This is a genomic window from Nitrospinota bacterium (genome assembly GCA_016235255.1).
GTDB lineage: Bacteria > Nitrospinota_A > UBA7883 > UBA7883 > JACRLM01 > JACRLM01.
This window is the reverse complement of the sequence record JACRLM010000021.1, coordinates 1-16479: the sequence shown is the minus strand read 5'-3', so window position 1 is coordinate 16479 and position 16479 is coordinate 1. Positions and strand designations below refer to the sequence as shown.

Below are 16479 nucleotides of genomic sequence, written 5' to 3'. Positions count from 1 at the left end.
GTAGCGGCCCTTGATTTTCGCAAGGTATTCTTTTCTGGCGCTTTTGCCCATATTCCATGCTCCCTTCGGTTACATGAAACATGAGGCATCGAATCATTTTCGCCTAATTCTTCGGTTACTTTTAATATGAGGCAATTCGTGCATTGAACGCAGAAGCTCCAACGGCGGCGGATCGTGTATAATGGTTCGCCGGGCGGACGGCATGGCATGACCGCCCATTTGTCGGGACACAATTCACAAGGGCAGGCTTGTAAGCTTAAAGAGGCGGGTTAAATGGGCCGTTATAAGAGAATCGTCAGGAAGAAAGAGGACAAAGGCGGCGTGGGGCCCCACCATGGAGGGCTCACGCTGATGGACAGGCTTTACGATAACTGGGAGAAGGCTGCCGCGGGACTGGCGGCGCTGGTCCTTCTGGCCGCGGCCGGTTACGGCGTCCATTATTACCGGGACAGCCGCTCGGCCGACATACGCAAAAAGCTGTTCGAGGCGGCAAGCTCCATACCTTCTGAAGGGGCTTCCATGGCCCATGCGGACGCGGCCATAACCGCTATCAGGGACGTGATCGCCAAAGGGGGCCCGGACCAGGTGATCGTTCAGGCGCGCATAACCCTGGCCGCGGCCCTGGCCAGGAAAGGGGACACGCAAGGCGCCGCGCAGGAATATTCTTCCGCCGCGGCGCAAGGCAAAGGAAGCCTTTTGGGCGAGCTTGCCATGGCCGGCGAGGCCAACACCCTTATGGAACTTGGGAAAGCCGAAGAAGCTGCGGCGAAATTCGAGGAGCTTTACAGGACGTCGAACAGCTATCCGAAACAGGACGCCCTGTTCGGCCAGGCCATGGCCCTTGCCCAGTCCGGCAAGAAGAAGGAGGCGGCCGCCGCGCTCAACAAGCTTAAAGGCGAGAGCCCCGCATACCTTTCCAACGATTTTCTGGACGACACGCTAAGGCGTATCGAAGTGGGCGAGCTTTCTGTGGACAGGGTTTCCGCCCCGGCCGCCGCCAGCCCGGCGCAGGCCGCTCCCGCCGCGCTTGTGGGCAAGGAAAACGTGCATGGCGCCAATTGAACACGGCGCCAGCGATCTTCCGGAACGCCGTTGCTGATCCACTGGTTTGACCTTTTCGCCGTCTTTTTCCTGGCCGCGTCGGCGGCATGGTCATATTTCCGCGGTTTCGCCAAGGAAGTTTTCTCCATACTGGCCATCGTGGCGGGGGCGTGGATCGCCGCCACATATTACCCCAAGGCGGCCCCTGTGTTCCGGGCGATGCTCGGCGACAGGATTATAAGCGACATCTCCGCGTTCCTGGCCCTTTTCTTCCTCGCCGTGATAATCATCGTCGTCACCGGGATACTGGTGAGGAGGATGTTGAAAGTCTCCGCAACCCTTACGGCGGTGGACAAGATCGCCGGGGCGGCCCTGGGCGTGGTGAAAGGGGCGTTGATCCTTGCCATAATCACATATCCGCTGGCGCTCATCCCGGAATTGAAGGACGAGGTGGCCAAGGGATCCGTGGCGGCCCCCATACTTGCGCAAATGGCGGGGATGATAATGGACAGGATCGCGCCTGGCCTGGCCAAGGGGATAGACAGCACGGTGAAGAAAACCAAAGAGGCCGGGCAGAAAGCGGGAGCGCTTCTGGACAAGGCGGAACAACTTTCCAAAATAAAGAAAGAGTTTGAGGAAAAGTTGGCGCCCCAAGAGGTACCTTCGGAAAAGCCGGAACTTCCAGCCGGGAAAACCGGGGAGGCGCAAAAGCCGCAGCCGGTGAAAAAGGCGCCAGAGCAGGCAAAGGCCAAGGCCGTTACGCCTCCGAAGGAGAAGCCGGTGACGGCCAAAAAGGAGAAAAAAGAGGAGGCCAAATCCGCAAAGCCGGGCAAAACGAAGCCCGAGAAGGACGCCATAAGCGATTATGACAAGCGGGAGATGGACCAGCTTCTGGAAAAAGTGGACAAAAGCAATGGCGGAAAATAGTTGCCCGGCTTAACAATAAATTACGGAGAATGACCTGATGTTCAAAACTGTTGAATGGACCGGCGCCGCCGTAAGGCTTATCGACCAGCGCAAACTTCCCTCAGAAGAAGTGTACGTCGATTGCAAAACATACCAGGAAGTGGCGCACCATATAAAAGACATGACCGTGCGCGGCGCCCCGGCGATAGGGGTGGCCGCGGCGATGGGAGCGGCCATTGGAGCTGGCGCCATAAACGCGGCGGACCACGGCTCGTTCATGCGGGATTTTGAGACCGTGCTAAAGACATTGGCCGAATCACGCCCCACCGCCGTCAACCTTTTCTGGGCGCTGGACAGGATGGAAAAAGTGGCCGCATCGTGGAGCGGCGGCGTGGCGGAGCTTAAAGCGCGGCTTGCAGACGAGGCTGTGCGTGTTTACCGGGAGGACATCGCCATCAACAAGCGGATGGCGGAAAACGGCGCCCCGCTCATCGCGGAGGGGGACACGGTGCTCACCCACTGCAACGCCGGAGCCCTGGCCACCGCCGGGGAATACGGCACGGCGCTGGGGGTGATAAAGGCGGCGCATCTGCAGGGGAAAAACATAAAGGTCATCGCCGACGAGACCCGGCCCTGGCTGCAAGGGGCAAGGCTCACCGCCTGGGAGCTTGTGAAGGAAGAAATCCCGGTGACGCTCATTTCCGACAACATGGCCGGGCATTGCATGAAGCTTGGCAAGGTGCAAAAAGTGGTGGTCGGGGCGGACCGCATCGCTTCCAACGGCGACACCGCCAACAAGATCGGCACATACACTGTGGCGGTGCTGGCGGCGCGGCACAAGATACCTTTCTACATCGCCGCCCCCATGTCCACCATCGACTTCACGAAAAAGACCGGGGATGAAATACCGATCGAGGAACGCGACCCCAGGGAAGTGACCCATGTGATCGGGAAAGTCTCCATATCCACCGAGGGGATACATGTGTACAATCCGGCGTTCGACGTGACCCCGGCGGAGCTTATCACCGGCATAATCACCGAAAAGGGGGTGGCGTACCCGCCGTTCGGACCATCGCTGGAAAAACTGCGGACCGCGTAAGACTGCGGGCCGCGTTGCATTTATAATGGGGCCATTATGGACCTGATCCTTCGCGCGCAATCGGCCATCAATAAACACCGCATGATACCGGCAGGCTCCATCGTGTGCGCCGCCGTATCCGGCGGGCCGGACTCGGTGGCCATGCTCCACGCGCTTCACAGGCTCTCCGGGCCGATGAACTTTACGTTACGGTCGTGCCATTACGACCACGCGTTCCGCAAGAATTCCGCTGACGACGCCCAATTCACCGTCAAGCTTGCGCAAGACCTTGGCATCGAAATCAGGGTGGAGCGCAATCCCGGCGGCAAGCCCAAAAGCGGGGCGCAGGCAAAAGGCAGGGAGCTTCGTTACGCATTTTTCAAAAAACTCATGGCCGATGGTTTCGCGGGCCGCGTGGCCACGGGACATACCCTCGACGACAGCGTGGAGACTTCCATCATGTGGATGCTGCGCGGGGCGGGCCCTTCGGCCTTTGGCGGCGTGCCGCCTGTGCGGGATGGATTCATCCGGCCGTTGATCGAAATCGGAAAAAAAGACATCTTGCTGTGGCTGGACGAAAACCACGCCGAATACGTAAAGGACCCGTCCAACGACACGGACGACTATCTTCGCAACCGCATCCGGCATCACCTGATCCCGGCCATCGAATCAGTGGCGCCGGGGGCTGCCGCAACAATCGCCCGGACGGCGCGGCTTGTGGCGGGGCAGGCCAAGTTCGTGGAAGAGTTGGCAAGGGAAACGCTGGAGGCGATGATTGCGGCAAGCGCGGACAACTCCATTACGGTTGATCCCGGGAAGCTTGCCGCCCAACCGGAGGCGTTAAAGCTTGCCATAATCCATAAGGCAGCCTTGAGGAGTGGAGCGGACCCGGCGGAACTCGGGCTTGTCCATTTGGAGTCCATATTGCGGATGGCCGGAACGGACGAGCTTGGCAAGCAGGTGGACCTGCCGGGGGGGTTCGCGGCCCGGCTCGACCACGCTGGCCTATCAATTTTCAAAAAAAGGCCGGTGGTGGAGACTGCCGAAATCCAGTTCACATGCCCGCTTTCGGTTCCGTTTGGAGGAAAGATTTTGAGCGTGGACAAAGCAGCGCAAGGTGAAGAGGACAAGGGGACCGTGGACATTTCAAAGATTCCGGCGGGAGCGGTTTTCAGGTCAAGGCGCGAGGGTGACTATCTCCATCTCTCAAACATGAAGGGGCGCAAGAAGCTCAAGGAGTTTTTCGTGGACCGCAAAGTCCCTTCGGGAATACGCGGGCTGATCCCATTGCTGGCGGCGGGAAGCGAAGTGTTGTGGATTCCTGGACTGTTCACGGCGGCGGCCCTCGCCGGCAAAGACGGGGAGAAGGTGGCGATCCTCTGGGAATAGCGGGGAACGCCGAATAACTACCCCGTACGGCTGAGCCTTTCGGCCAGCGATATGGCGAACTGGCGGTACAGTTTCACCCTTGACGGGTCGTTCATCGAATCGGCCGCTTTCGAGCTCACCCTGAAAATGTAACTGTCCTCCACGGCCAGTATGCTGGCTGTGCGCGGCGCGTTGAGCAGAAATGCCATCTCGCCGAAACAGTCGCCGGCCTGTATTGTGACAAGCTCCTTTTTCTGGTGGAAATGATCGTTCTTAAGCACTTTGACGGAGCCTCGAAGAATCACAAAGAAAGTCGACGTTTCCGTTTCCTCGTTCTCCTTGATCACAAAATCGTGGATCTTGTAATGCCGGACTTCCCCCGCGTCGAGCAGGGAGCCCAACTCTTCATAGCTGAAGTCGGCGAAAAACTTGACCCCCATCAGCAGGGCCACCCATTTTTCGCGCTCGGCGCCATTTAGTTTCACGGCCGCACAAGTCCCTCTAAGATTCCATTTTTTTAAGCGCCGACACCCCCATCCGCATCGGCAGGTAAACACACGCGGCGCACAATAAAACAAGGGCCGGATACGAAAGCCACACGTTAAGGCCCGCAGTCCTGTTCAAATAGAACATCTTCATCAGGTGTTCGTAGACCGGGCCGGCCGCCAGCATCACCACGGCGCCTATGTACGCCATAGATAATACCATGTAAATTATCGCTCCGGACGTCACCCCGACCTCCGCAATGTTCTCATAGTCGAACTTCGGATACAGCGCCCCCATTCCCACACCAAGCCCCGTCAGGCCAAAGGCCACCATCGCTATGGCGGCGGACGATACGGCCATCACGAACATGTCCACGGAGAGCAGGATGTTGGAGGCCACCACCAGTATCTCCCCGAACAGCAGTATGGGAATCGTGTAGAAAAAATATTTCGACCACAAGAACAGCTTAAAGTCCACCGGGGCCGCGTGGATCGCCCAGAACACGCGCCCTTCCACGCTGGTGGTCGGGAACACGAAGCGCGCCGCCACCGCCGCTAGCACCACTCCGGCAAGGCCTATGTTCATCACCGACACGATGGCCTTCAGATAAAACGTCTCCAGTGGAAGGTTTCGCACGTTGAAAAGGTACACGATCACAAGCGCGGCGAGCATGAAAAGCTGGGACCACTGGGCGGTGTCGCGCCAGAATATCTTCATGTCCTTCATGATTATCGCGCGCGCCTGCGGGCGCATGAAGACGAGGGCGCGGGCCAGCGCGCGGTAAAACAAGCGCCGCCCGTCGGGAACGCCGGTCTCCCGGGATCCGTGGGAGGCGGACAGCCCATCGTAATAAATCCATCCCCCCATGACCACAAGGATCGCGATGGCCGCCGCAGCCATGATCCAAAGCCAGGCCAGGTTGTTCCCAAGCACAGTCCAGTCCCCCATGGCGGAGGCCTGCAGGCTCTTGGCCGTCATGGACGAGGGCATCCACTCGTAATCTGGCGCCTTCAGTTTATCTATGAACTTGAATATCTCTTCATCAGAAATGTCCTTTTTGCCAAGGAACTTCTCCGGCTCCAAAAAACGGAAGAACATCACAAGCCCGGCGATGAAAACCAGACCGACGAACGACAGCACCTGGTGGGTGCGGCGCGCCGGGAAAAACCGCATGAGCGACATGGTGGCCAGTATCCCCGCCGCCGAAGGGATCAGCAGGAACGGAAGCATCACCATCGGCAGCGCGGCGTAGTACCACCATGTGGCGAAGTACACCTCCCCATACGCGATGAAGACAGGGGCGCCGAAAAGGGCCGCCATCCATGAAGAATTGATGAACGTCAAAATGCATTTGGAAGAAAAGACGCTCAGGATGGGGAGCGGGGAGGATATGAGCAAGTCCAGGTCCCGGGACATGTAAAGGGTGGATATGGACGCCACTATGTTTGAGAAGACGAGCATTGAGAATATGGTCAGGCACAAAAGATTCAAAAGCTGGATCACCAGAAGCTCCCCCACTTCCAAGGGAAGATTGACCATGTACGTGAGCATCCTGCGGAAAAACAGGTAATCCCCCGCCACGAAAAAGGCCGCAAGAATTGACAGGGCCAGAAACTTGCCCGGAGCCCCTGATTTCAGGATCGAATTTTTAAGCAGCCTTATCCTGGTCTTTTCAAGCCACAAAAGCTCGCGCACCGCCATCAAAACCACCTGAAAATTTAACTGAAAACACTATAAACTCAAACAACGCCGCAAGACAACCCCGCAGGCGGCCGGTCAAAAAAAACACTCACGCAACCTGGCGCAAAAACCGATATCCAGTCATGGCGCAAAAAACGCCGGGAATGTGATATTATTTACCGCACCCAGGGGGCTAGTGAGCGTTATGCTCGGCATTGATTTTTTCAAACCCAGGCCACAGACAGTGAGCGAGATAACTGAAGGCAACGAAAGCCCGTACCTTTCCATAACAGGAGCGTGCAAAAGGGCGACGAGCACGGAAGTGTTCATTGACGGCCGCCGGGAGGGATTCAAGACAGCCTTCGTGGGAGTGGACACCGAGCAGGCCGTTTTCCATACGGACCAGCTTCTTCCCATGAGCGGCGAAAGGATAATTTCCGCCAGCGCCAAACCTGTCCATTTTTCGTTTCAGCTAAACGGAATAAACCACCGTTTCGCCGCTAAATACGCAGGCTCCGGGGTTTGGGGCGGGTTCCCGTCGATAAAATTCCACATGCCAGCTTCCGTCAAGTCATATCAGCGCCGCCTGTTTTTCAGGGTGACGCCGATGAACAGCCAGCCCGTGCGCATCAACCTTAACCATGGAGACATGGGGATCAGCGCCGAGGCGCTGGACATAAGCATGGGGGGGACAAGGTTCACCATAAGCTGTGAAGTGGAAAACGGCTCCACGCCGGGCATTTCGCTGATACTCCCCATTTCCACATCCCAGATCCGCGCGCAGCTTGCCGTAATCGAGTGCGTGGAGAAGGAAAAAGGATTGGGCAGCGCATCAAGGCGCAGGCCCGCCTATGTTGCCCGGGGGGAATTTTGGGGACTGAGCAATGAAGACGAGGCCGCGATAAGCAGGTATATCCTGCGCAGGGAGCGCGAAATGCTGAGGATATTCAGCTAGACATCCATCCCGGAAGCTATTGGGCCTATGACCCCAAGAGCGCCGTGGCGGACACCAGGCCGATGGGCTTGCCGCCGCTTTCCACCACCATGTGCTTTACTCCCAGGTTTGCCATCATGTGCCTGGCGTCGAATATGGAGGCGTCCCCAGCGATCATGTGGACGCTGTCGTTCATCACGTCGCCCGCCGCCGTCTTGCCTGCGTCCTTGCCCGCCGCCACCACGTTGCGGACGATCTCGGTCTCTGTGATAAGTCCCGCTATCTTGCCTTCGCCATCGGTGAGCACGATGCTGGATATCTGCTTTTCCGTCATGATCCTGGCCGACTCCGCCACGGTCACAGACACGGAAGCTGTCACTATTTCAGGTTTCATCAGGTCTTTGACTGCCAGCAGTGTGCTAAAGTCGGCCATAAACGCTCCTTGGTTTCTTGACTTGATTTGGTAACGCCGCCCACCACCAGGCGATTTATGGATTGTACCATTTGCGGACAAAAGCCTCACAATAAAAGCTGCGCGGCCCGGAAACTTCAAAAAACACCGTTAAATCGGGGGTCCGGCCCCAAATACCGCTTTCCAAGCTGTCACCCTATCTTTTAGAATAGCGCTTGGAACCTTAGACTTGCTTATTATCTATTTCGCGAGGGAGAGGGATGGACACAAAAGAGACGATGGACATGGCCGGCAAATACCTGACGCAAAACTACGGCCGCCAGCCCATCGCCCTTGTGAAGGGAAAGCGATGCTACGTCTGGGACGCGGACGGCAAAAAATACCTGGACTTTGTCACCGGGCTTGCCGCCGGCAACATGGGGCACTGCCACCCTGCGGTGGTGGCCGCCGTCAAAAAGCAGTTGGGCGAGCTGTGGCACACCTCCAACATTTACTACACCCAGCCCCAGGCCGTTTACGGCAAGGCGCTGGTGGAAAGCCTGTACAAGGGAAGGGTGTTCTTCTGCAACAGCGGCACGGAGGCCAATGAAGCGGCGCTAAAACTGGCCAGAAGACACTCCATTGAAAACTTCAGCAAGGAGAGGGTGGATATAATAGCGTTTGAAGGATCGTTCCACGGCAGGACGCTAGGCTCCCTTTCGCTCACCGGGCAGCTGAAATATCAACAGGGATTCGGGCCGATTCCCGGCGCGGTGAAGCATGTGCCGTTCGGCGATCTTGAGGCGGTGGCCAAGGCCGTGACAAAGAAGACCTGCGCCGTTTTCATCGAGCCTGTGCAGGGGGAGATCGGCGTGAAGGTGGCCAACGCAAAATTCATCGCGGGGCTTGCAAAACTATGCGCGGATAAAAAGATACTTCTGGTGTTCGACGAGGTGCAGACCGGCTTCGGGCGGACGGGGAAGCTTTTCGCTTACGAGCATTTCAAGGTCAAGCCGGACATTATCACCATGGCCAAGGGGATCGCCAACGGGTTCCCGATGGGGGCGATGTTCGCAAAGGAAGAGGTGGCCAAAAGCCTTGTCCCCGGCACGCACGCCGCCACATTCGGTGGAGGGCCCATCGCCTGTTCCGGGGCGCTGGCCATGCTCGCGGAAGTGAAGAAACCGGAGATACTGGAAAACGCCCGGGACCTGGGACGGTATGCGTTGATAAGGCTCAACGGGCTTCGGCAGAAGATCAAGACGATAAAGGAAGTGCGGGGGCTGGGCCTTATGATCGGGGTGGAGATGGCCCATCCGTGCGCCCAGGTGGTGGCCGATTGCGCGAAGAACGGGCTTTTGGTCAATTGCGCAAACCAGAACACCGTGCGGCTCCTTCCGCCGCTTGATATCACGCGGCAGGAAATGGACAGGGCCCTTTCGATCCTGGGGAAGGCCCTGGCGTCGTCATGAAGACCGGCCTTCTGCGCCTGCCGGAACTGGGGCGGGAAAACATAGAATGGATTTTCAAGACCGCCGCCCGGCTTAAAAGGGAAAAGGCGGCGGGCGTCCCCCACAGGCTCCTGGAAGGCAAGACGCTGGGGATGCTGTTCAACAAGTCTTCCACCCGCACCCGGATTTCGTTCGAGGTGGGGATGTTCCAGCTTGGCGGGCACGCCGTGGTCTTGTCCGGCCAGCAGCTGCAGATGGGGCGGGGGGAGACCGTGGCGGACACCGCCCGTGTGTTTTCCCGGTACCTTGACGGGATCGTGGTGCGCACGTTCGGACAGGAAGAGGTGGAGGAACTGGCCGCCCACGCGAGCATCCCGGTGATCAACGCCCTTACGGACGAGCATCACCCATGCCAGATATTGACCGACATGTTCACAATAATCGAAAAGCGCGGAAGCCTTGACGGCGTCAAGGTGGCGTACGTCGGGGATGGGAACAACATCGCGCACTCATGGCTGCTCGGCGCGGCGATGATGGGGCTTTCCATATCCATCGGCTGCCCGCAGACATATTCTCCTTCAAGCGCTATCGTGGCCGAGGCGGAGGCCATTGCCGCAAAGACCGGCGGAAAAGTCGTGATAACCCACGATCCAATGATCGCAGCGAAGGACGCTCATGTTCTATATACCGACACCTGGATCAGCATGGGGCAGGACGAAGAGGCGGAGGAACGCAGGACCGCCTTCTCAGGATTCTGCATAGACGGAAAACTGCTGGGACATGCGCGCAAGGACGCGCTTGTGATGCACTGCCTTCCAGCCCACCGGGGTGAAGAGGTCACAGGCGAGGTGATAGACGGCCCCAATTCCGTGGTTTGGGACCAGGCTGAAAACCGCCTCCACACCCAGAAAGCGATCCTTGTGATGCTGATGGCAGCGGGCGCATAGCCTTCTCCCACCCCTGTCAAAAACTTCGTTCCGCAGCCGTAACGGGCACTATGGCTGATTTTCACGCTTATTATGGGAGCGCGCGGAGCTGATGGTGGATTTTTCCGGGCTTGACGCGAAAGAGGCTGTGCGGCTCCAGAACGAACTGCGCCTCCGCGTCGTCATGAATAACGCTTTTGAAAAAGTGGACACAGTGGCCGGCGTGGACGTGGGAATCAAGGAAGGGATGGCAACCGCCGCGGTAGTTGTGATTTCATATCCGGCCTTGGAGGTGATCGAATATGCCATCTCGGTGCGGCCGGTGGAATTCCCCTATGTGCCGGGTCTGCTGGCCTTCCGCGAGATTCCGGCGATCATTGACGCCTTTGAAAAGTTGAAACACACGCCGGACATGCTGATGGTGGACGGGCAGGGATACGCCCACCCCAGAAGGTTCGGGCTGGCGTGCCATCTGGGAGTGGAGCTTGACCTGCCGTCCATCGGCTGCGGCAAGACCAGGCTTATCGGGGATTACCGGGAGCCGGCGCGGGCAAAAGGATCCACGGAGCCGCTTATGGACAAAAGGGAGGTGGTCGGCAGGATCGTACGGACGAAAGACGGAGTAAAGCCGCTGTTCGTCTCAATCGGCCACAGGATAGACCTTGATACGGCGGTGAAACTTGTGATCGGGTGCGTGAAGCGGCGCCGGTTGCCCGAGCCTATCAGCATCGCGCACGATGTCGCGGGGGGAAATAGCGCCAAACGGCCATAACATCCGGCGCCACTTTACACACCCGATCAGCTTGTAAGTTTCATGCAGTACTGGCAAAACCTCCTTATCTCCACAAGCCCGGAGCCTTCGCCAGGATCAAACGAGAGTCCCACCAATGTCTTCTCCCTGCCGGAGTCCACATTGCGCACTTCGCATTCCAGGCCGGCCACCTTGCCTCCATCGGGCAAAACAAGGCGCGCCGTCATGCGCTGTCCTTTGTAAAAACCGGCGCATGATGTGGCAAAACACCCGCCCCCTTCGCTCAAGTCGAGCATCACTCCATAACAGACGTCATCACCAGATTTGAGCGCCGCTGGAACGAACACATTCAGCCGTGTGCAGCTGCGCGTGCCCCGTTTTTTTGTCATGCCGGTAAAGTCCACCGCCCACAGCTGCGCCGGAGTGGTGTAATGGCGCGCCATCTGAGTCTCCAGCCTGTAAGCGACGCCGCCGGCCATATACATGATCGCCATGGCCGCGCCTCGGGCCGCCAATAAAGGCTTGGCTCCGTGCGCGGGAGGATCTATGAGGATAAACTTCTCACCCACCACTCCCCGGAACACAGTTGGGACCTGCGTATAACCTCCGATATGCAGATGGCATGTATCGCCCACCGGAATCCCGTGGCCGTCCGGACTTGCGATGTTTTCCGGGAACGCGCCGTACGAGGCTATTTCTTCCACATATGCCGCCACCGCCGCTTCCGCCGTCTCATTTCCGGCAAACTGGCCGGCCACCTCAAACTTATTCCCCCGCTCCTCCGCCTGAACGACGGTAAAGGATACACTGTCCAGCTTCTTGCCGGTCGGCAGTGAGCCGGTGACATACGCGGTGTCTCCCGGGCTGAAAGCCATGTCGCACAACATCTTGAATCCCGTGCCGCCAAGAGCGGTTATCACGCCCTCAAGCCTCATGGCCGTGGGCGCCTGCGTCCTGCTGACGCTCACCGGCAGGACCACCGCCACCCTGGCGCTGGCGCCAATGGACGATTCGATTATGTTTTCCGGATAACGGAACACAAGGGCCGCTATCTCCGGCATAGGGCCGAGAAACTCCGAGGAGAATCCATAATAAGCCCCGCCGCAAAGGGTCCGGGCCACCACCTTCTCGCCTTGTTTTAAAGTAAGGCGTTTGTCTTTTGCGTCCATCAGCAGGTAGGCCCCGGTCTTCCATCCCATGATCCTGGACATGGCCTTGCCGCGCTCCGACTCAAGGGACACGTCCGCGCCGACTTCCAGCCTGAGCATCGCCGTCAAGCCTCCTGCCTGTGAATGATTTTCACCAGCATCGCGAAAAGCGCCGCGTCATAACTTTCCAGCCCCTTGGAGATGAGCGCCAGCGCGTCGAAAGTTTTTATCGCCCCCCTGTACGTACGCGTCGTGGTCAGCGCGTCGTAGGCGTCTATCACCGAGACGATCCTGCCGTAAACGTGGATCCTCTCACCCTTCAGCCTGTTCGGATAGCCGGTCCCGGTCAGCCGCTCATGGTGCTGGAGCACGGGGATCAGCGCGTCGGCCGGAAGCGCCTTGTTCCACTTGAGCATGTCGTAGCCGAGGGTCACATGCTCGCGGACAAGCCGGAACTCCGCATCGGAAAGGCTCCCCGGTTTGTTTATGAGCGCCGGGTCCACCTTGCTCTTGCCCAGGTCGTGGAGCACGGCCCCCACCCCCAGGTCCGAAAGGCGTTTTTCGTCCTTGATGCCCGACGCCATGGCGAGGGAGATGGAAAGGGTCGCCACGTTCACCGAATGGGTGAAGGTGTAGTAGTCGTAATTGTTGATCTTCATGATGGCGTAAAAAGTGTCCGGATTGTCTATAACCGTCATGATCAGATCCGTCACCGAGTCCTTCGTCTGCCCCATCAGCTTTTCGCAGCGGGGATTTTCCGCCAGGCTCTCCACGATGATCTTGGAGTTCTCCCGCACCATGGCCGCCTTCACCCCGGGATCCTTCACATCCTTGCGGCTGGCCTGCATGTAGGCCTGGTAGCTCTCCTTCTCCTCCCTGCGGATAAGGATGTTCACGTCCCTCTCAATCCAGCCGTCCCGCATGTCCGCCTCCAGCCTGCGGCCGTGTTCGAGGGCCAGGTTGATGATCCTGTCTATCCTTATGAATATGTCGAACATGACCACGGTCCCCGGAACAAGGGACATCGGGCTGATTGGATGATACTGGCCCATGAACGCCATGTGCTCTTTGACCCGGGCCGGATCAAGATAGCCCTCCGCGAATCCGCTCTCCCTGTTCTTCTCCCTGGCCGCTTCCCGTGCCCGCCTGTAATTTTCAAGTTCGCCCATCTGGCTCCTGGGCGCCATCGCTGTGCGCTCCCCCTCAGTCCTGATCAGCGAGTCTGAATGCACGTCGAGCGTCATTCCGCTTTTGAGCGCAAGATCAAGGCTTCCTCCCCTCACCCTGTAAAGGTCCACCGGCAATGGCGCGTCCGCCCAGAATTCGTCTATGTCCACCTCAAACATATCGGACATGGAAAGCCTGGCGCCCTCCCCCGTCTCCTCAGGCGCGTCCAGCCCGCATCCTTTGGAAAGGTCTATGAAAACGTGCTTTATCTCATAGTCCCGGATATTGGATATGTCCCGCTCGGACTCCACCTTAAAATCGCTCATTATCAAAGGCGAGTTGAGCCACGAATTGTCCAGCCGGCTGATGAACATGCCGACCTTGATTTCGTCCACGCTGATTTTCCTGATCGTATCAGGCATCCGTATCACTCCCCCGAGATACATGCTTCACCTTCTCACATCTCCACCTGTGGCCCGATCTTGGCCCCATGGGCCTTCGCGGCGCTCCGGGCGGGAACATCCGCGTCGTGGGCCGGTATAATGAACGCCGCTTCCGCCTTCTCTAAATGTTCGTGCGCCATCGCATCGGCGGTGGAGTCAAAACCCCCTTCGGCCTTCAGGTTCACCGCCGCGGCGATGCGCTCCAAAGCCTCGATAAAATCATCGTGCCCCACCCTGGGGATACGGTGATAAAGCCCAGAATACACAGTCTCGTCCATCCCTCTTTTCGCCGCGCCGGCGCAAAGAACATCCTCGTCCACCGGGGCCAACAGGGCCGGACCTGCGAATAAGTTGGCCACATGGCGCCCCTTGGCGAAAATCGGGGCGATCCCGGTCACAAGCCCGATTTCACATTGCTTGACGACAGGTTTCCCGCTCCGCCCTTCCATGCCCTGGAAACCGTAATCCTTGCATTTCAATTCAGCCCTGGGGCAATCCTGGTGATACTGGACACATATTCTGGCCATCCCTTCGGCCACCAGCGTCTCGCCGGCGCCAAGGCCGATAATGTCGGCCATCATCCCCGTGCGGTCGCAAAACTCTCCGACCATGCTCCGCACCGGGAACGCCCCCAAAGCTTCCTCAATCCCGTCCATCGTCCACCTGAACAATTGAGCATCCGCGCTTTTTCAGCCCGGCCAATCGGCCGCAACCGGCCCGGCTTTACCCTGTAATTCCCTCGCCAGCACGCCCGTCCATCAGCATCGGCAGTTCCAGCGACACTGTCACTTTCGGCCTCGCGCTCCGTTTTATCGCCTTATCTATCACCCCGGATGCGCTCTCAAGCTTGTCCACGTCCAGCGAGCTGAGCATCCTCCACTCTTCGGTTGTGAAGACAAGGCCGTTCTCATGGCAGGTGGTCTTCATGGATTTGCGGAAAGCCAAACGGAAATCATCATCCGTAAGTATCCTCCCCAACAACCGCTCAACAGCCTCTTGACTCATTTCTATTACCCTGGAGACAACTTTTGCTTTAGAACGGTAAATTAGCAATCATCATGCCGCAGACAATGAATGCAAATACAATAAGTTATGATAATAGACCTTAATTAATTGCGTTGCATTTAACAACAGATGTTGCTAATGGCCACAATGCGGGTTTCCCTTTGGCTATGGCAAGTTTCGTTTTGTTACATTATTCCCGAATGGTTTTTCAGTATCGGGAATAGGGGGCGGGTAATTCTCCTGAAAACTGAAAAGGCTGTTATTTCCGCATGCTACTGCCGGCGGCCAGTGGCTGTAAGCGGCGGGGACGGACGGCCATCAACCGCCGTGGATTACGACTGCGCCTTCTCGCACAATCCGCAGTAATTGCGCACCATGTCCGCTATGTGCGCCGCATCGTTTTCGTCGAAGGCAAGGCCAATGACAGACTTTCCATCCTTCAGACTGACGCTGCGGGCCTCGCAATGCACCCCCCCGAGCGCCTCGCCGGTGGGGTGGGATAGGCGCAGGACAACGCGTTGGCCCTTGAAGAATCCGTGGCCGGAGGTGGCGAAACAGCCGCCTCCCTCGCTTATGTCCAGAAGCGCCCCCTCGGCGGAACCATCCGTGGATTCCACCCTGGCCGGTATAAGCGAGCACATGCGGACGCTTTTTCTCAGGCAGCGGTTCTTGATAATGTATGGATAGTTGAGCGCCCATACCTGCGCCGGATTGGTGTATTGCCTTACGATCTGCGTCTCGAACTTGTAGGCTGCGCCGTCGAGCATGTACAAAATGACGAGCCCCTCCCCCCGCCCCGCCACAATAGGCTTGCCTTCCTGTGTCGGTGGATCTATGAGAATATACTTGTTGGAGGCCACCCCCCCGGAAAACCGTTGGCAGCTTCAGAAAACTTCCCAGCTGGACCTGGCAATGCTCTCCCACGGGAATCCCCTCTATGAGAGGGTGCTTTAAGTCGTCGCTTATTTCCTTGTAGTCCGATATCCTGCCGATGAATCCGGCTATCGCCGCCGCCTGAGGGCTTTCCTCCGCGTATTCACAGCCGTAAATGAACACGTTCTCGCCTTCCATCAGCCTTTTTACGGTGACAGCAAGCTTGTTGAACTTTGCGCCAGTGGGAAGGGCTCCGGTGACAAAGACAGTTTCGCCTTCTGTAAACGTCAGGTCGCACTTGAGCCGGAATCCGGCGCGGCTGACATCCGTGACTATCCCCTCGGAAACAAGAGCGCCGCCGTCCCTGCTGATTTTTACCGGGATCACCGCCGGGAACCTTTCGCTCTTGCGGATGTCGGACTCCATTATCTCTTCTGGATATTTGAGTATCGTGGAGTTGATCTCCGGAAAAAATCCAATGGCCTCCGTGGAGAAACCGGAGTATTTTCCATTCGACACGGTCCTGGCCACCACGGTTGCGCCGGTTTTCAGATGAAGCCGCCAGTCCACCGCGTCCACGAGAAAATAGGCCGCTTCTTTCCACCCTATTATTTTGGAGGCGACTTTGCCATTGTCGGTTTCCAGAAGAATCTGGCCGCCGGTTTCAAACTTCATCATGACCGCCCCTTTAGAAAGTGTCCTAAACTTAGTTGAAACGAAGGTATGACCTCACCTGCTACCATGTTTTTGAACGAAAACAACGGAAAGCAAGGAGGTCACATGAAAAGAGTAAACGGTAACGGGAAAACTGGCAAGGGAAGAATGGATTTC

The 16479-nt window shown here is 57.7% G+C and carries 16 protein-coding genes and 1 pseudogene; 8 read left to right on the top strand and 9 right to left on the bottom strand.

The window, feature by feature from the left end; all coding sequences use genetic code 11:
* Window positions 1-273: 273 nt before the first annotated feature.
* The 4 genes from HZB29_02355 to tilS are packed head-to-tail and all read left to right on the top strand — an operon-like array spanning window position 274 to window position 4414.
* A complete protein-coding gene (locus HZB29_02355; protein MBI5814434.1) occupies window positions 274-1062 on the top strand; it encodes a tetratricopeptide repeat protein in 789 nt (262 codons plus the stop codon).
* Window positions 1063-1092: 30 nt separating this feature from the next.
* On the top strand, window positions 1093-1968 hold the full coding sequence (locus HZB29_02350; protein MBI5814433.1) for a CvpA family protein: 876 nt from the start codon (window positions 1093-1095) through the stop codon (window positions 1966-1968).
* A 37-nt stretch (window positions 1969-2005) separates the two neighbouring features.
* The gene (gene mtnA / locus HZB29_02345) at window positions 2006-3046 is read left to right on the top strand and encodes an S-methyl-5-thioribose-1-phosphate isomerase (GenBank protein ID MBI5814432.1); all 1041 of its coding nucleotides are present in this window, start codon (window positions 2006-2008) and stop codon (window positions 3044-3046) included.
* A gap of 36 nt (window positions 3047-3082) precedes the next feature.
* On the top strand, window positions 3083-4414 hold the full coding sequence (gene tilS / locus HZB29_02340) for a tRNA lysidine(34) synthetase TilS (GenBank protein MBI5814431.1): 1332 nt from the start codon (window positions 3083-3085) through the stop codon (window positions 4412-4414).
* A gap of 17 nt (window positions 4415-4431) precedes the next feature.
* Here tilS and HZB29_02335 read toward each other — a convergent pair whose 3' ends face one another.
* Together HZB29_02335 and HZB29_02330 are read right to left on the bottom strand one after the other, a co-directional pair.
* Window positions 4432-4878 carry a cyclic nucleotide-binding domain-containing protein gene (locus HZB29_02335; protein MBI5814430.1) on the bottom strand — a complete coding sequence of 149 codons (447 nt, stop codon included), beginning with the start codon at window positions 4876-4878 and terminating at the stop codon, window positions 4432-4434.
* A 16-nt stretch (window positions 4879-4894) separates the two neighbouring features.
* On the bottom strand, window positions 4895-6580 hold the full coding sequence (locus HZB29_02330) for a hypothetical protein (protein ID MBI5814429.1): 1686 nt from the start codon (window positions 6578-6580) through the stop codon (window positions 4895-4897).
* Between the two features lie 223 nt (window positions 6581-6803).
* On the opposite strand from HZB29_02330, the gene HZB29_02325 reads away from it, so the two are divergent.
* Window positions 6804-7514 carry a PilZ domain-containing protein gene (locus HZB29_02325; GenBank protein MBI5814428.1) on the top strand — a complete coding sequence of 237 codons (711 nt, stop codon included), beginning with the start codon at window positions 6804-6806 and terminating at the stop codon, window positions 7512-7514.
* Between the two features lie 25 nt (window positions 7515-7539).
* On the opposite strand, the gene HZB29_02320 is transcribed toward HZB29_02325, so the two are convergent.
* A complete protein-coding gene (locus tag HZB29_02320; GenBank protein ID MBI5814427.1) occupies window positions 7540-7926 on the bottom strand; it encodes a CBS domain-containing protein in 387 nt (128 codons plus the stop codon).
* 239 nt (window positions 7927-8165) lie between these two features.
* Here HZB29_02320 and HZB29_02315 point away from each other — a divergent pair, with 239 nt between their 5' ends.
* The 3 genes from HZB29_02315 to nfi all read left to right on the top strand — a co-directional run bounded on the left by HZB29_02315 (window position 8166) and on the right by nfi (window position 11033).
* A complete protein-coding gene (locus tag HZB29_02315; protein ID MBI5814426.1) occupies window positions 8166-9356 on the top strand; it encodes an aspartate aminotransferase family protein in 1191 nt (396 codons plus the stop codon).
* The gene (argF, locus tag HZB29_02310; GenBank protein MBI5814425.1) at window positions 9353-10282 is read left to right on the top strand and encodes an ornithine carbamoyltransferase; all 930 of its coding nucleotides are present in this window, start codon (window positions 9353-9355) and stop codon (window positions 10280-10282) included. The genes HZB29_02315 and argF overlap by 4 nt, the downstream gene beginning before the upstream one ends.
* A gap of 91 nt (window positions 10283-10373) precedes the next feature.
* Window positions 10374-11033, top strand: a complete 660-nt coding sequence (nfi, locus tag HZB29_02305; protein MBI5814424.1) for a deoxyribonuclease V — start codon at window positions 10374-10376, stop codon at window positions 11031-11033.
* Window positions 11034-11059: 26 nt separating this feature from the next.
* Here the strand turns inward: nfi and HZB29_02300 are convergent, their stop codons facing one another.
* The 6 genes and pseudogenes from HZB29_02300 to HZB29_02275 form a co-directional block, all read right to left on the bottom strand.
* Window positions 11060-12280: a PilZ domain-containing protein gene (locus tag HZB29_02300; GenBank protein ID MBI5814423.1), complete on the bottom strand. Its 1221-nt coding sequence runs from the start codon at window positions 12278-12280 to the stop codon at window positions 11060-11062.
* 5 nt (window positions 12281-12285) lie between these two features.
* The gene (locus HZB29_02295) at window positions 12286-13749 is read right to left on the bottom strand and encodes a DUF3391 domain-containing protein (protein ID MBI5814422.1); all 1464 of its coding nucleotides are present in this window, start codon (window positions 13747-13749) and stop codon (window positions 12286-12288) included.
* 35 nt (window positions 13750-13784) lie between these two features.
* Complete coding sequence (locus tag HZB29_02290) at window positions 13785-14426, bottom strand: PocR ligand-binding domain-containing protein (GenBank protein ID MBI5814421.1); 642 nt, start codon at window positions 14424-14426, stop codon at window positions 13785-13787.
* Between the two features lie 67 nt (window positions 14427-14493).
* Window positions 14494-14775, bottom strand: coding sequence for a hypothetical protein (locus HZB29_02285; protein ID MBI5814420.1), 282 nt, complete (start codon window positions 14773-14775; stop codon window positions 14494-14496).
* Between the two features lie 332 nt (window positions 14776-15107).
* The gene (locus HZB29_02280) at window positions 15108-15635 is read right to left on the bottom strand and encodes a flagellar brake protein (protein ID MBI5814419.1); all 528 of its coding nucleotides are present in this window, start codon (window positions 15633-15635) and stop codon (window positions 15108-15110) included.
* A gap of 151 nt (window positions 15636-15786) precedes the next feature.
* A pseudogene (locus tag HZB29_02275) lies at window positions 15787-16326 on the bottom strand (PilZ domain-containing protein).
* Window positions 16327-16479 lie beyond the last annotated feature (153 nt).

Bases quoted from the DNA above. Each gene is read 5' to 3' on its own strand.
- HZB29_02295 (MBI5814422.1), bottom strand. From the start codon at position 13,749: ATGCCTGATACGATCAGGAAAATCAGCGTGGACGAAATCAAGGTCGGC.
- nfi (MBI5814424.1), top strand. From the start codon at position 10,374: ATGGTGGATTTTTCCGGGCTTGACGCGAAAGAGGCTGTGCGGCTCCAG.
- mtnA (MBI5814432.1), top strand. From the start codon at position 2,006: ATGTTCAAAACTGTTGAATGGACCGGCGCCGCCGTAAGGCTTATCGAC.
- HZB29_02355 (MBI5814434.1), top strand. From the start codon at position 274: ATGGGCCGTTATAAGAGAATCGTCAGGAAGAAAGAGGACAAAGGCGGC.
- HZB29_02300 (MBI5814423.1), bottom strand. From the start codon at position 12,280: ATGCTCAGGCTGGAAGTCGGCGCGGACGTGTCCCTTGAGTCGGAGCGC.
- HZB29_02320 (MBI5814427.1), bottom strand. From the start codon at position 7,926: ATGGCCGACTTTAGCACACTGCTGGCAGTCAAAGACCTGATGAAACCT.
- HZB29_02285 (MBI5814420.1), bottom strand. From the start codon at position 14,775: ATGAGTCAAGAGGCTGTTGAGCGGTTGTTGGGGAGGATACTTACGGAT.
- HZB29_02330 (MBI5814429.1), bottom strand. From the start codon at position 6,580: ATGGCGGTGCGCGAGCTTTTGTGGCTTGAAAAGACCAGGATAAGGCTG.
- HZB29_02290 (MBI5814421.1), bottom strand. From the start codon at position 14,426: ATGGACGGGATTGAGGAAGCTTTGGGGGCGTTCCCGGTGCGGAGCATG.
- argF (MBI5814425.1), top strand. From the start codon at position 9,353: ATGAAGACCGGCCTTCTGCGCCTGCCGGAACTGGGGCGGGAAAACATA.
- tilS (MBI5814431.1), top strand. From the start codon at position 3,083: ATGGACCTGATCCTTCGCGCGCAATCGGCCATCAATAAACACCGCATG.
- HZB29_02315 (MBI5814426.1), top strand. From the start codon at position 8,166: ATGGACACAAAAGAGACGATGGACATGGCCGGCAAATACCTGACGCAA.